This window comes from Lysinibacillus sp. PWR01 (genome assembly GCF_043359455.1).
Classification (GTDB): Bacteria; Bacillota; Bacilli; order Bacillales_A; family Planococcaceae; genus Lysinibacillus; species Lysinibacillus fusiformis_F.
Window position 1 is genome coordinate 1 of the sequence record NZ_JBHERJ010000054.1, and the last position, 13,707, is coordinate 13,707.

Consider the following 13,707-nt stretch of genomic DNA (forward strand, 5'->3'; position numbering starts at 1 on the left):
GACATCTCTACTATTCGTTCGTTTAATCGCTCAAAATCACCGCGTGTATGAAGTAGCACACCTTCGAATTCACATTGGCGGTGACCATCATAAATCGCAACAATACTTTTTCCTTTACTGACATCTAACGCAATGACATGTTTCATCTCATTCTTCTCCTTTTGACCAACCATAGAAGCCTTCACAGTACCTTATTGATTCCACTTTCTTATACACGATCTCTTAGGACCCAACATACTAAACTGATTTCTCTAAGGGTATGAAGTTAGCCGGTTTTATATACGGACTCACAAATGGTCCCAGAGGCTGGTCGACTTTTCTTCACTTCTACAATAAAAAATAGTAGCACAAACCATGGCCTTGGTTTGTACTACTAATGTTAGTATGTTTTTTAGGAAGGGGAAGATCTTTTGACGAGTGGGGAAGAGGAGCGGGCATTTTTAGAAGCGCAGTTACAATGGGTATGGGAACGTGATACGTTATTTGCACAAGTAGAAGTAAAAGTTATATAAGATGAGAGCAATTGCTGAAAAAATACAGACAAAAGAATGACCACCATATGAACAAAGAACGATTCAAGAACAGTTTGACCAATTGAAAGTCGAAGTGGCGTATACGGAGAAGCTATTGCAGATTCGGCATAACTAAGGTACAAATAATAATTTTTTGCTAACAGGCAATGAAACGTAAAATTAGCGAATTAATGACCGATATAAACAATAATAAGGATATGACGAGGGAGGAGTATAGATGCGTATCGATGGAAGTAGTGTATCAATGACACAATTAACAAATAGACCAGTAGAAGTGCAAGTAGCGAAAGTATCAGAGGAAAGAATAGCTATAAAGGAAGAGGCGAAAGCACAAATTCAAAAAGAACAAGAACAACAACAAGAACAAGAAGTACCAGTTAACAATCTAGAAAAAGCAGTCGATTCATTAAATGAGATTTTCAAAATTAATAACAGTGAGTTGAGATTTAAACTCCATGAAGGCTTAGGGAAATATTATGCAACGCTAGTTGACTCAGAAACAGAGGAAGTCGTTCGTGAGATTCCTGCGAAGAAAATTTTAGATGTTTTTTATGAAATGCAAAAATTATTGGGATTATTTGTAGATAAGAAAATTTAACGAGTAAACGTTTGGAGGAGATTGTATGGCAGCAATGCGAATTGGTGGATTAGCATCTGGTATGGATATTGATGGAATGGTAGAAAAGCTAATGGTGGCTCAACGTGTGCCGATGGATAAGTTAGAGCAGCAAAAACAAAAATACGAATGGCAACGTGATGCATACCGTGAAATGAATAAGAAATTAACAACTTTTGATAATTATATTGCTGATAACTTTATTTTAAAAAGCTTAAATGCTAAAGCAGCAACAAGTTCAAATGTAGACTTAGTTGGCGTAAAAGCGACAAGTGCTGCGGTAGGTTCGTTGTCTATTGAAAGTGTGTCTCATTTAGCAACAGCCGCACGTGGAATTGGTGATAAACAAGTGAGTGCTGTAGGTAGTACGAAATTAAGTACGCTAGGCATCACAGGTAATTCGATTTCTTTGAAGTCAATTCAAGCAGATGGTGAGTTAGCGGAGAAGGCTACCGAGATTAAAATTGATTCGACTATGACGATTAATGAATTTGTAAGTAAAATTAATAGCAGTGCTGCAGGTGTTTCAGCAATATTTGAAAACGGTCGTTTGTCGATTACCGCGAAAAATACAGGTGATAATAAATCAGGTGCGGAAGTACAAGTGACAGACGGTGCAGACGTATTTGGCAAATTAGGATTTACTTCGCTTTTAGGAAAAACATCGGGTGATTTAGCGACGGGTGGTACGAATGCACTTTTTGAAGTAAATGGGATTGCGACAGAACGTACTACAAATAACTTTACGCTGAATGGTTTTAATGTAACTTTAAACAAAAAATTCAATGAAGATAAAGCACATAGCAGATTGTTAGAAGAGGAAACAAAAAAGCGTGATAATGCTTTAAATGCCTTGAATACTACATTGAATAATTTAGAAACAACGTATTTTGGAGCAATTAGCGGTGGGGATTTAAATACCCGGATGCAAAATTTAACAAAAGAGCTTGATGATAATATTCAAATATATCAAAATTCTAAAGATATGGCTAGTACAAACTTGACTGACAAGCGTTCGCTTATAGTAGGAGGATCAACAGCAGGGGAATTATTTGATAACTTATCCACCGAGAATCAACAACTACTGTCAGATACAAGTGACTTTAATAGTTTAACAGCGGAACAACAAGCGATTTTTGGTGGTAGTGCAGAAGCGTTTACGTCGTTAAAGGATGTACAATCTGCACAAACGACGTTTAATGACGAAAGTACCAAACTAGCAAATGCACAGGCAGCAAAGTCGAATTTACAAATGAACAAGCAAACGTATGATGTAGCCGAATCATCAGTGAGTGACTTAAATGCAAGTGCACCAACTCCTTCTGTAACAACTGCGCCAGTTACAATGTCGGCTACAACAAATGTAGATGAAATAGTAGACCGTATTAAAGATTTTGTGAATACGTATAATGGTTTAATTAAAGATTTGAATACTAAACGAACAGAGGAAGTATATCGTGATTTCAAACCATTGACTACTCTTCAAAAGCAAGCAATGAAAGAAAATGAAATTAAGCTATGGGAAGAAAAGGCGAAAAGCGGGATGTTAAGAGGCGATTCAATCATTCAAAGTGGCTTATCTGCCTTGCGTGAGTTACAGTATCATAAAGATTCTAGTATCATAAACCCAAAATATAATTCATTGCAGAATATCGGTATTTCTTCTTCGAGCGACTGGACTGCGGGTGGAGCATTAGAAATTAATGAAGCGGAATTACGAGAGGCATTACAAGAAGATCCAGATGCAGTTGTTCAATTGTTGACGGGAGAAGGTGCGTCAGAAGGCTACTTGCGTAAAATTCGTAAGGAATTGGACACAATGGAAAAGAATATCGATGAACAAGCAGGTCGCGCGACGATGACTGAAGCGCAATATGAATTAGGTAAAAATTTAAAAGATGTGAATCAACGCTTGACTGATTGGCAAACGAAATTACAATCAATTGAGAGTCGTTATTGGCAGCAATTCGGTGTGATGGAAGCGATGATTAATAAAGCAAATAGTCAATCTTCAATGCTAATGAGTACGTTTTCGTAATTAGCCCGGGAGTGAATGTATGATGAAAGAATTAGAACAACAGTTGTTACAGTTGTCAGCAAAGATATTTCAACTACTGAGCCATGTGCCGATCGGTGAAGAGAGAAGTACGTATATGGAAAAAGTCGATGCGGAGTTAGATGAGCGAGGTAAAGTCATTGCAAAAATGCATGAAGAAAGTGTTCTTTTAAGTAAAGATAACAGCTCTCATAGGGTGCTACTAGAATTAGATCAAGGCATTCAAGAGCGATTGAAGCTTGTGATGGCCAGTTTAAAAAAAGATATGAAAAATATGCAGTCCTCGAAGAAGAACGAAGAACATTATATTAATCCTTATTCTTCGGTTCGTGTGATGGATGGTAAGTATTACGACCAAAAAAAATGAAAATGCATAAATAGAGGAGAGTTTTACTAATGGCTATTAACAATGCAGCTGCTTTTAATACGTATAAACAAAATAGTGTAACGACTGCTTCCCCTAGTGACTTAACTTTAATGTTATATAATGGTTCTTTAAAGTTTTTAGGGAAAGCAAAAGTGGCGATTGAAGAAGGTTCAATTGAAGAGAAAAATACGAATCTTCAAAAATCACAAGCTATTATTGCAGAATTAATGTCAACATTAAATATGGATATTGAAGTTTCAAAAAATATGTTAGCCCTCTATGAATATATGAAAAGTCGTTTAGTAGAGGCCAATATTCAAAATGATATTGCGATTATCCAGGAAGTAGAAGGATTTGTGACGGAATTTCGCGATACGTGGAAGGAAGTTATTCGCATTAATCGACAACAGCAATTTGGTCAGGGAAACAGCGGACAAATTTAGACACAATTAGAGACCATCATCAAAAGATGGTCTCTTTTCTTTGTGACAGAGTAATTATCTAGAAATTATTGATAAATAGTCATAAATTAGGCTATTGATCGGTAAAATATGTTACTTATTCCCTGTGGCTGTTAGTTGGGCATCATGGCATAATCAAAGCAATAAACATGTTTAAAAGAGTACTGGGGTGGGAATATGATTTTTAAGCGTCAAGAAGGTTTCCGATTTAAATTTGAGGAGCCTATTCAAATAACTTTTGCTATTTATGAGAATGGAAAGGTCAACCATGGACAAACGGCTATGGCTGACTTGTTGGATATTAGTCCACGTGGGTTAAAGATGTTTACGGAAGTAGATTTAGGTATAAACCCTCCACCATTAGATATCCATTTTGTGCTTGATACACAAGAAGTTCGCGCTTATGGAGAAGTGATTTGGAGTCGTCCATTTGGGAACGGCAAGCAATACGGCATCTATTTCAATAATCAAGGACCCGTGGAAGATTTGATTGTTGAAGAACTAAAGCTTCGACGCAAAAAGGAAGCAGCTGAAGCGAAAAAACAAAATAATAATTTATAAAATTTATAAAAATTTTTTGTAAAAAAAAGAATGATTTTAGAGGAATTTCACACACTTGTGTAGAAATAGATAGTATAGCAGTTATAAAGGAGGAGTTTACATGTTAAACTTTAACATTCGTGGTGAAAATATTGAGGTAACTCCAGCTATTCGAGAGTATGTTGAGAACAAAATCGATAAAGTTGAACGCTATTTTAACGAAGATGTTAATGCCAACGCTAATGTCAATTTAAAGGTTTACAATGACAAACAAACGAAAGTGGAAGTTACTATTCCAATGAAGAACCTAACTCTTCGTGCTGAAGAGCGTCATAATGATATGTATGCTGCTGTTGATCTAATTGTTGATAAATTAGAGCGTCAGATTCGCAAGCATAAAACAAAAGTAAACCGTAAATTCCGCGAGCGTGAAGGTGCAGGCCTTTATTTTGCTACTACTCAAGCAGCCGCTGATGCAGTATCAGAGGAAGAAGAATATTCAATTGTTCGTACAAAGCAATTTGATTTAAAACCTATGGATCAAGAAGAGGCAGTTCTACAAATGAATATGCTTGGACATGATTTCTATGTCTTTACAGATGCTGAATCGAACGGCACAAATATTGTGTATAAACGTAAAGATGGAAAATATGGCTTAATTGAAACAACTTAAAACTTCATGATGACAAAGGCTCTCGCGATGGCGAGGGTCTTTTTTTGTATGACAATCATATGTAGCCGGGGTGACAGTTTGCATGAAACTGTTACACAATGGTAAAATGAAAGTTGAATCTATATAGGAAGTGAAAAACATTCATGGCAAACCTATTAAATAAATTATTTGATTTCAATAAACGTGAGCTAAAAAAATTAGAAAAAATCGCTGACCAAGTTGAGGGATTCGCTTCTCAAATGGAACAGCTTTCAGATGATCAATTACAAGCGAAAACAGATGAATTTAAAAAACGCTATGCTGATGGCGAACATTTAGAGTCGATTCGTGGCGAAGCTTTTGCTGTTTGTCGAGAAGCGGCAAAACGTGTATTAGAGATGTACCCATTCCGCGTTCAAATCATGGGGGCTGCTGCTCTTGATGAGGGGAATATCGCAGAGATGAAGACCGGGGAAGGTAAAACATTAACAGCGACAATGGCTGTTTATTTGAATGCCATCACTGGTAAAGGTGTACATGTTGTAACGGTCAACGAATACCTAGCGAGTCGTGATGCTGCTGAAATGGGACAACTTTATAATTTCTTAGGCTTATCTGTTGGGCTTAATTTAAATAGCCTCTCAAAAGATGAAAAACGTACTGCTTATGAGGCTGATATTACGTATAGTACAAACAATGAGCTAGGCTTTGACTACTTACGTGATAATATGGTGCTGTATAAAGAAGAACGTGTACAACGTCCATTGCATTATGCGGTGATCGATGAGGTCGACTCAATCTTAATTGATGAAGCGCGTACGCCATTAATTATTTCGGGTCAAGCTGGGAAATCAGCACAGCTTTATAAACAGTCCAATGCATTTGTACGTATGTTAAATGCAGAGACAGATTATACGTATGAAGAATCAACAAAAGGTGTTACGTTAACAGATGCAGGTGTAGAGAAGGCAGAAAAAGCATTCGGCATCGATAATCTATTTGATTTGACACATGTTCGTTTAAACCATGCCATTAATCAATCATTAAAAGCACATGTGAGTATGCATAATGATGTAGATTATGTTGTGCAGGAAGGCGAGATCGTTATCGTTGACGGTTTTACAGGTCGTTTGATGAAAGGGCGTCGTTATTCTGACGGTTTACACCAGGCAATTGAAGCCAAGGAAGGCGTAGAGATTCAAAATGAATCGATGACAATGGCGACAATTACCTTCCAAAACTATTTCCGTATGTATCAAAAGTTAGCAGGGATGACAGGTACAGCGAAAACAGAGGAAGAGGAATTCCGTAACATTTATAATATGAACGTTGTGGCTATTCCTACGAATAAACCGATTGCTCGTGATGACCGTGCTGACTTAATTTTTGCCACTATGGAAGGAAAATATAAAGCGGTAGCTGCGGATATTGCAGAGCGACATCAAGCGGGTCAACCAGTACTTGTAGGTACAGTTGCCATTGAAACGTCTGAAATTATTTCAAGATTATTGGATAAGTATAAAATTCCACATAATGTATTAAATGCGAAAAACCATGAACGTGAAGCTGAAATCATTGCCAATGCTGGTTCAAAGGGTGCCGTGACAATTGCAACAAACATGGCTGGTCGTGGTACAGATATTAAACCTGGTGAAGGCGTACTCGAAATTGGTGGTTTAGCGGTAATCGGTACAGAGCGACATGAATCCCGTCGTATTGACAATCAGCTTCGTGGACGTTCTGGTCGTCAAGGGAATCCTGGGGTTACACAATTCTATCTATCCCTAGAGGATGATTTAATGCGTCGTTTTGGCTCTGACAATATGAAGTCTATGATGATGCGCTTAGGTATGGATGATTCCCAGCCATTGCAATCTAAAGTGGTGTCGAGAGCTGTAGAATCAGCGCAGAAACGTGTCGAAGGTAATAACTTTGATGCGCGTAAACGATTATTACAATATGACGATGTTTTACGTCAGCAACGTGAGATTATTTATAAAGAGCGTTATGATGTGCTGGAAACAGAAAATATGCGTGTGCTTGTTGAGTCTATGATTCAAGAAACAATTGATAATATTGTTAGCCTATATACTCAAGGTGAACAGAAGGATTGGAACTTAAAGGCAATTGAAGACTTTGTAGCGGCCAATCTTTTAGAGGAAGGTCAACTTAAAGTATCTGATTTCCAAGGCAAGTCTGTTGAAGATATTAATCAGTTGATTTCTGATGCAGTTCATGTTCGTTATAATGAAAAAGAGGTAGAACTGACACCAGAGCGTATGCGTGAGTTTGAAAAGGTCATTTTATTACGATCAATCGATACAAAATGGATCGATCATATTGATGCAATGGATCAACTACGTCAAGGTATCCATCTTCGTGCATATGGTCAAAACGATCCGCTTCGTGAATATCAACAAGAAGGCTTTGCGATGTTTGAGGATATGGTAGCCTCTATTCGTGAGGATGTAGCGAAATATGCGATGAAAGCAGAAATCCGCAACAATCTTGAGCGTGAAGAGGTGGCGAAGGGGCAGGCTGTTAATCCGAAAGAAGAAGGTGGCTCTGCTCCGAAAAAGCAACCAGTTCGTAAGGCTGAAAACATTGGCCGTAATGATTTATGTCCATGTGGAAGCGGCAAGAAATTTAAAAATTGTCATGGTACGGCTCAATAATATCTAGGTGAAAAAATCATTTTAACTACGTGTTAAAATGATTTTTTCTTTTTAAAATAACTCAAAATTGAAGAAATTTTAGCGTAAAAAAGTCAGAATTTATAGACAATTGAAAAATATGGGTATACAATAGCTGTAATAATAGGCATATAGTACAAGTTGTTTGTCCTATTATTATCCTAAATTATTAATTATAAGACAAAGACTTAAGGAGGATCGGGATTTTCAAGAAGGTCTCTTGGAGAAATGGGTAGGTGTGTTGAAAAAAATTTCAAGCAATCTTACTCGTTGAAAATATCGGGAATGTACGGATATTGGTATATTCCTTTTTATTATGACTGGAAGCAACATAAAATGTATAAAGGGGGACTATAGATGCATAAAAAAGATATTATGAATAGTGAAACAATGATGTATATGCCTGTGTATGATTCCTTTGGAAATTTATGTACGCAGGTGTATGAGAAAAATAATGAGTATATATCTACGCTACCACCCACGAAATTATTGGACTTTAATCTGCGTTATTTTGGTTCTAGTTTAAGAGGAGCATTCGATGGTTCAAAAATGATCCTAGGCAAGCTTAATAAAAATCCTATAGTGGTGGATGAACGATGTAATATTCTATGGTTCCCTAGTAGATCTCCTCTACATCCCGAATGTATCTGGTTCGCTGTCCATCATATTGATGAATATAACGCTGTGGATAAAAAGAGGACGAAGGTCACTTTTATGAATGGCAAAGAATTTATTGTGGATGTCAGTGTTAATGCGTTAGAGTCTCGAATTCAAAGAGCTTTTTTATTAAAATATAGACTAGAGAAACGAACAAAATATTTACTTGTTCAGTATGATCGTGTGAAAGTGTTTCAACGTCTTGCCAAGAATATGGTGGAGGACGAGACGCAAGATAGTTGACTTAATACCATAAAACATCTGCTAGATAGTATGTTTTCCTTTGTAAAAACGTTATAATAAAAAGATACGGGGCTTTGTGAATGAAGTGTTAGCTCCATGACTAACGTTCGGAGGATTTAACGATGATTGAATTAGCAGATGTACGCAATGTGTTAGACACTACAGCCAAAAAATTGGTGGACTTTAGGGGGTCTCTTTGACTTAGAAAACAAAGAGGCACGTATTCAGGAGCTAGATGAAATGATGCTAGAGCCAGGCTTTTGGGATGATCAGCAAGGTGCACAGGTGGTTATCAATGAAGGCAATGCCTTAAAAGCCATTGCCAATGAATATAAGGATTTAGTGGAAACACATGAAAATTTAGATATGACAATGGAGCTTTTACGTGAAGAATCAGACGAAGAATTACAAGAAGAGCTAGGCAAAGAACTAGCAGAATTCCAACAAAAGATAGCTGATTTTGAGCTGCAACTGCTGTTAAGTGGTCCATATGATCAAAACAATGCCATTTTAGAGCTGCATCCTGGAGCTGGTGGTACGGAATCACAGGATTGGGGTTCCATGCTTTTACGTATGTATACGCGATGGGCGGAAAAGCGTGGATTTAAAGTGGAAACGGTGGACTATCTGCCTGGAGATGAAGCTGGGATTAAATCTGTAACATTGTCGATTAAAGGTCACAATGCTTTTGGTTATTTACAAGCAGAAAAGGGTGTGCATCGTCTAGTACGTATTTCTCCATTTGATTCGTCTGGCCGCCGTCATACGTCTTTCGTTTCCTGCGATGTTATGCCAGAGTTTGACGACAATATTGAAATCGATATTCGTACAGAGGATTTAAAAATTGATACGTATCGTGCAACAGGTGCGGGTGGTCAGCATATTAATACGACAGATTCTGCTGTTCGTATTACGCATATCCCTACTGGTACGGTCGTACAATGTCAAGCTGAACGTTCACAGATTAAAAACCGTGAAAAAGCGATGACGATGTTAAAAGGGAAGCTATATCAACTAGAGCTTGATAAACAGCAGGCACAGCTAGATGAAATACGTGGTGAACAAAAAGAAATAGGCTGGGGCTCTCAAATTCGTTCGTATGTTTTCCACCCATACTCGATGGTAAAGGATCATCGTACAAATGAAGAGACAGGTAATGTGGGAGCAGTGATGGATGGCGATTTAGATCCATTTATTAATGCTTATTTACGTTCAAAAATAAATTAATACACAGATTCCCCAAGAGTGAGATGCTCTTGGGGATTTTTTTGTTAAAAGGGCGGATGATAGGGTGCATCTTGGCTAAGCTGTTTTCGTTCATTCATGTAGTATTTATATAGCATAGATGCGTTAAGAAATTGTTTACTAATGGATGCATATCGAATAGGTAGTTCAATTTGTTTATTATTTTTTAACGTTACAGTACACCCCATTTCACTAGGTGTAATATTGATAATTGCATGAAGCCCAATCCATATATTGTGAATGGAGCTCGGTGAATAAGTTGGTAGAAAAATACAGGGATAACCGTAATCAAAGGCCACAACGACTGGTAACTTGTGTTGATTGCCGAAAAAACGCTTAGCCGATTGTTTTGCGGCTTCATAGGTGGAGCCTAATGAGATACAGGATTTTCGAAGGACATGCATCGGTTTGCGCGTAACAATCAGCTCATTATGCTTATCAATCACATGTGTGAATACTTTGGAGTCATGCTGAATGGGCTGCAGTAAATAAGTGTTGAATGAAATTAAGTAGCCGTTTACAAAATTAGTTGTCATATAGGGAGTGCCTCCTTTTTTCTAGTAATAACGGTAGTGTAGAACAGAAAATGACTTTCATAAATTAGATGAAAAAGTTGAAAATCGTTCAGAAAAGCACGAAATGCTTAGAGAATTTGCTCTAAATGTCACGTGATTTAGAGCTTATCCAAGATATTTTCGATTCGTAAGCATTGCTTTTTAATTTCAATTTTCATATAATTTAGAAAAGGATCGAGGTGAGATCGTTGGATAAATATTATTCGTATACAGATTTTCTAAAAGCCGTTGGTCAGTCGAAAAAAGTTGATGAGGCAGAGAAATTATTAAACGAGATTTATTTAGATTTGTTTTTAAATCGTATCCAGCGTATGCATCGGCAAGAGCAGCTCATGGTTCTGATAGATAGAGCACTCGATGAAAAAGATGAAAACGCATTTTATCAATACGCATCCGAACTAATTTCCTTACAGCAAACAGAAGATGAATCATATTGACGAACCCGCTCTCCACATCTATTGGAGAGCGGGATTTTTTTGACTTTGAAAATAGTTGTGGGGATGTGAAGAGTGTATGTTTTCATTCGAACAGTTTGAGACTCTGCTCATAAAAAAGTGAGAGTCGCTCCGAAAGTGAAGGTTCCCGCTCCAAAAAGAGAGAGAGCCGCTCTAAAGGTATGTGCCCCGCTCCTAAAAGTGGAAGAGTTGGTCCGAAAATGATGGAATCCGCTCCAAAAAGAGAGAGTCGCTCCAAAGGCATGGGAACCCGCTCATAAAAAGGAATGAGTCGCTCCGAAAGAGACGGAACCCGCTCATAAAGGTGAGATAACCGCTCTAAAAGTGACGCCCCCCGCTCGTAACCGCATGATAACCGCTCCAAAAGCACAGGACTCCGCTCCTAAAAGAGTGAAAGCCGCTCCAAAAGCAATAACCGTCACTCCTAAATAAGGAACCTCATGAAGCTTGAAAACCTGATAAAACGGCTATTATAAGAGTGACAAGTTAAATTGGCCGTATGGTTATTCATTACAAATTTTAGAGATGAAAAAAAATTTTACAAACATTCGTTCGTTAAATGTTCGAAATTTTAATATTGCTATGCTAAAATATATGTACAAATTGGAAGGAAAGGACGGGGACATGAGTGCAAACATTTGATTTACAAGCGCCATATCAGCCTAATGGGGATCAGCCACAGGCCATTGCGGAATTAGTGGAGGGTGTGAATGCAGGCAAACGTCATCAAACATTACTTGGTGCTACGGGAACAGGTAAAACGTTTACCATTTCTAATGTCATCCAGCAGGTCAAAAAACCAACACTAATCATGGCACATAATAAAACGTTAGCTGGCCAGTTATATAGTGAATTTAAAGAGTTCTTCCCAAATAACGCTGTTGAATACTTTGTCAGCTACTATGATTACTACCAACCAGAAGCTTATGTACCGCAGACAGATACCTATATAGAAAAAGATTCTAGCATTAACGATGAAATTGATAAGCTGCGTCACTCTGCTACTTCTGCATTGTTTGAGCGTGAGGATGTCATTATTATTGCATCTGTGTCCTGCATTTATGGTTTAGGTTCCCCTGAAGAATATCGAGAAATGGTTGTTTCCATTCGCACAGGTATGGAAATAGAACGTAATCAGCTACTGCGCAAGCTTGTAGACGTTCAGTATGAGCGAAATGATATTAGTTTTACACGCGGAACATTTCGGGTACGTGGAGATGTAGTAGAAATCTTCCCAGCCTCTCGTGATGAGCATTGTATTCGCGTGGAATTTTTCGGTGATGAAATTGATCGCATTCGTGAGGTAGATGCACTTACGGGAGAAATTTTATCGGATCGAGAGCATGTTGCTATTTTCCCAGCATCTCACTTCGTTACACGAGAAGAAAAAATGCGTAAAGCAATTGAAAACATTGAAAAAGAATTAGAGGAACGACTTGCCTTATTACGATCAGAAGATAAATTACTAGAGGCTCAGCGTTTAGAACAACGTACACGTTATGATTTAGAGATGATGCGTGAAATGGGCTTTTGCTCAGGGATTGAAAACTATTCACGTCATTTAACATTGCGTGGAGCAGGTGCCACTCCCTATACATTGCTAGATTATTTCCCAGATGACTTTTTGCTTGTAGTCGATGAAAGTCACGTCACATTGCCTCAGGTTCGTGGTATGTACAATGGTGACCAAGCACGTAAAGGTGTACTTGTAGAACATGGTTTCCGTTTGCCATCAGCACTTGATAACCGTCCACTACGTTTTGAAGAATACGAAAAAAGAGTGCATCAAGCCATTTATGTATCAGCCACACCAGGTCCGTATGAGCTGGAGCACACACCCGAAATGGTTGAGCAAATTATTCGACCTACTGGATTATTGGATCCGTTAATTGAGGTGCGACCTATTGAAGGGCAAATCGATAATTTAATCGATGAAATTCAAGATCGAATTGCACAAAATGAACGGGTTTTAGTGACAACGTTAACGAAGAAAATGTCCGAGGATTTATCGGCCTACTTGAAGGAAATGGGCTTAAAAGTCGAATACTTACATTCAGAAATTAAGACACTAGAACGTATAGAGATTATCCGTGAACTACGAAAAGGAACGTATGACGTACTAATTGGTATTAATCTATTGCGTGAAGGTCTTGATATTCCTGAGGTGTCCCTTGTTGCAATTTTAGATGCTGATAAAGAAGGATTTTTACGTTCAGAGCGTTCATTGATTCAAACGATTGGTCGTGCTGCTCGTAATGCGAATGGTCATGTCATTATGTATGCAGATCATGTAACAGACTCGATGAAAAAGGCGATTGATGAAACGAAACGTCGCCGTGCGTTACAAATGGCTTATAACGAGGAGCATGGCATAACACCACAAACGATCATTAAGAAAATCCCAGATGTGATTCGTGCAACACAAGTAGCAGAGGAAGAGGAATCCTATGTAACAAAGGCAACAAAAGGCAAAAAGCTAACAAAGGCGGAAAGAGAACAGCTCTTAGCTTCCCTAGAAGTAGAAATGAAGGAAGCAGCAAAAGTGCTTGATTTTGAACGTGCGGCTGAGTTGCGAGATACAATATTTGAATTGAAGGTAGAAGGGTGAATGACT

General features: G+C 38.0%; 12 protein-coding genes. 11 read left to right on the forward strand and 1 reads right to left on the reverse strand.

Annotated elements, in window-relative coordinates; translation table 11 throughout:
- Positions 1–750 precede the first annotated feature (750 nt).
- From ACEVFT_RS11120 to prfB, 9 genes are all read left to right on the forward strand, one after another.
- Positions 751–1,131, forward strand: a complete 381-nt coding sequence (locus ACEVFT_RS11120) for a flagellar protein FlaG (RefSeq protein WP_243456003.1) — start codon at positions 751–753, stop codon at positions 1,129–1,131.
- Between the two features lie 25 nt (positions 1,132–1,156).
- Positions 1,157–3,187: a flagellar filament capping protein FliD gene (gene fliD / locus ACEVFT_RS11125; protein ID WP_205441288.1), complete on the forward strand. Its 2,031-nt coding sequence runs from the start codon at positions 1,157–1,159 to the stop codon at positions 3,185–3,187.
- A gap of 22 nt (positions 3,188–3,209) precedes the next feature.
- Positions 3,210–3,572, forward strand: a complete 363-nt coding sequence (fliT, locus tag ACEVFT_RS11130) for a flagellar protein FliT (RefSeq protein WP_205447245.1) — start codon at positions 3,210–3,212, stop codon at positions 3,570–3,572.
- Between the two features lie 29 nt (positions 3,573–3,601).
- Entirely contained in the window at positions 3,602–4,015 is a 414-nt protein-coding gene (fliS, locus tag ACEVFT_RS11135) for a flagellar export chaperone FliS (protein WP_205441290.1), read from the forward strand.
- 195 nt (positions 4,016–4,210) lie between these two features.
- A complete protein-coding gene (locus tag ACEVFT_RS11140) occupies positions 4,211–4,594 on the forward strand; it encodes a PilZ domain-containing protein (protein WP_205441292.1) in 384 nt (127 codons plus the stop codon).
- Positions 4,595–4,694: 100 nt separating this feature from the next.
- Positions 4,695–5,246 carry a ribosome hibernation-promoting factor, HPF/YfiA family gene (gene hpf, locus ACEVFT_RS11145; protein ID WP_004227537.1) on the forward strand — a complete coding sequence of 184 codons (552 nt, stop codon included), beginning with the start codon at positions 4,695–4,697 and terminating at the stop codon, positions 5,244–5,246.
- 143 nt (positions 5,247–5,389) lie between these two features.
- The gene (gene secA / locus ACEVFT_RS11150) at positions 5,390–7,900 is read left to right on the forward strand and encodes a preprotein translocase subunit SecA (RefSeq protein ID WP_393949763.1); all 2,511 of its coding nucleotides are present in this window, start codon (positions 5,390–5,392) and stop codon (positions 7,898–7,900) included.
- A 375-nt stretch (positions 7,901–8,275) separates the two neighbouring features.
- Positions 8,276–8,818, forward strand: a complete 543-nt coding sequence (locus ACEVFT_RS11155) for a competence protein ComK (RefSeq protein ID WP_205441305.1) — start codon at positions 8,276–8,278, stop codon at positions 8,816–8,818.
- Positions 8,819–8,940: 122 nt separating this feature from the next.
- Positions 8,941–10,045, forward strand: a protein-coding gene (gene prfB / locus ACEVFT_RS11160; protein ID WP_393949766.1) for a peptide chain release factor 2 whose coding sequence is annotated in 2 segments (ribosomal slippage) — positions 8,941–9,015 and positions 9,017–10,045 — 1,104 coding nt in all. Because the reading frame shifts where the segments join, the coding sequence is not laid out codon by codon here.
- Positions 10,046–10,089: 44 nt separating this feature from the next.
- On the opposite strand, the gene ACEVFT_RS11165 is transcribed toward prfB, so the two are convergent.
- Positions 10,090–10,599 (reverse strand): competence protein ComK, encoded by a 510-nt coding sequence (locus ACEVFT_RS11165; RefSeq protein ID WP_205441307.1) that lies wholly within the window; start codon positions 10,597–10,599, stop codon positions 10,090–10,092.
- 227 nt (positions 10,600–10,826) lie between these two features.
- Here ACEVFT_RS11165 and ACEVFT_RS11170 point away from each other — a divergent pair, with 227 nt between their 5' ends.
- The gene (locus ACEVFT_RS11170) at positions 10,827–11,075 is read left to right on the forward strand and encodes an IDEAL domain-containing protein (protein ID WP_205441309.1); all 249 of its coding nucleotides are present in this window, start codon (positions 10,827–10,829) and stop codon (positions 11,073–11,075) included.
- Positions 11,076–11,721: 646 nt separating this feature from the next.
- Positions 11,722–13,701: an excinuclease ABC subunit UvrB gene (uvrB, locus tag ACEVFT_RS11175; protein ID WP_393949769.1), complete on the forward strand. Its 1,980-nt coding sequence runs from the start codon at positions 11,722–11,724 to the stop codon at positions 13,699–13,701.
- Positions 13,702–13,707: the final 6 nt, after the last annotated feature.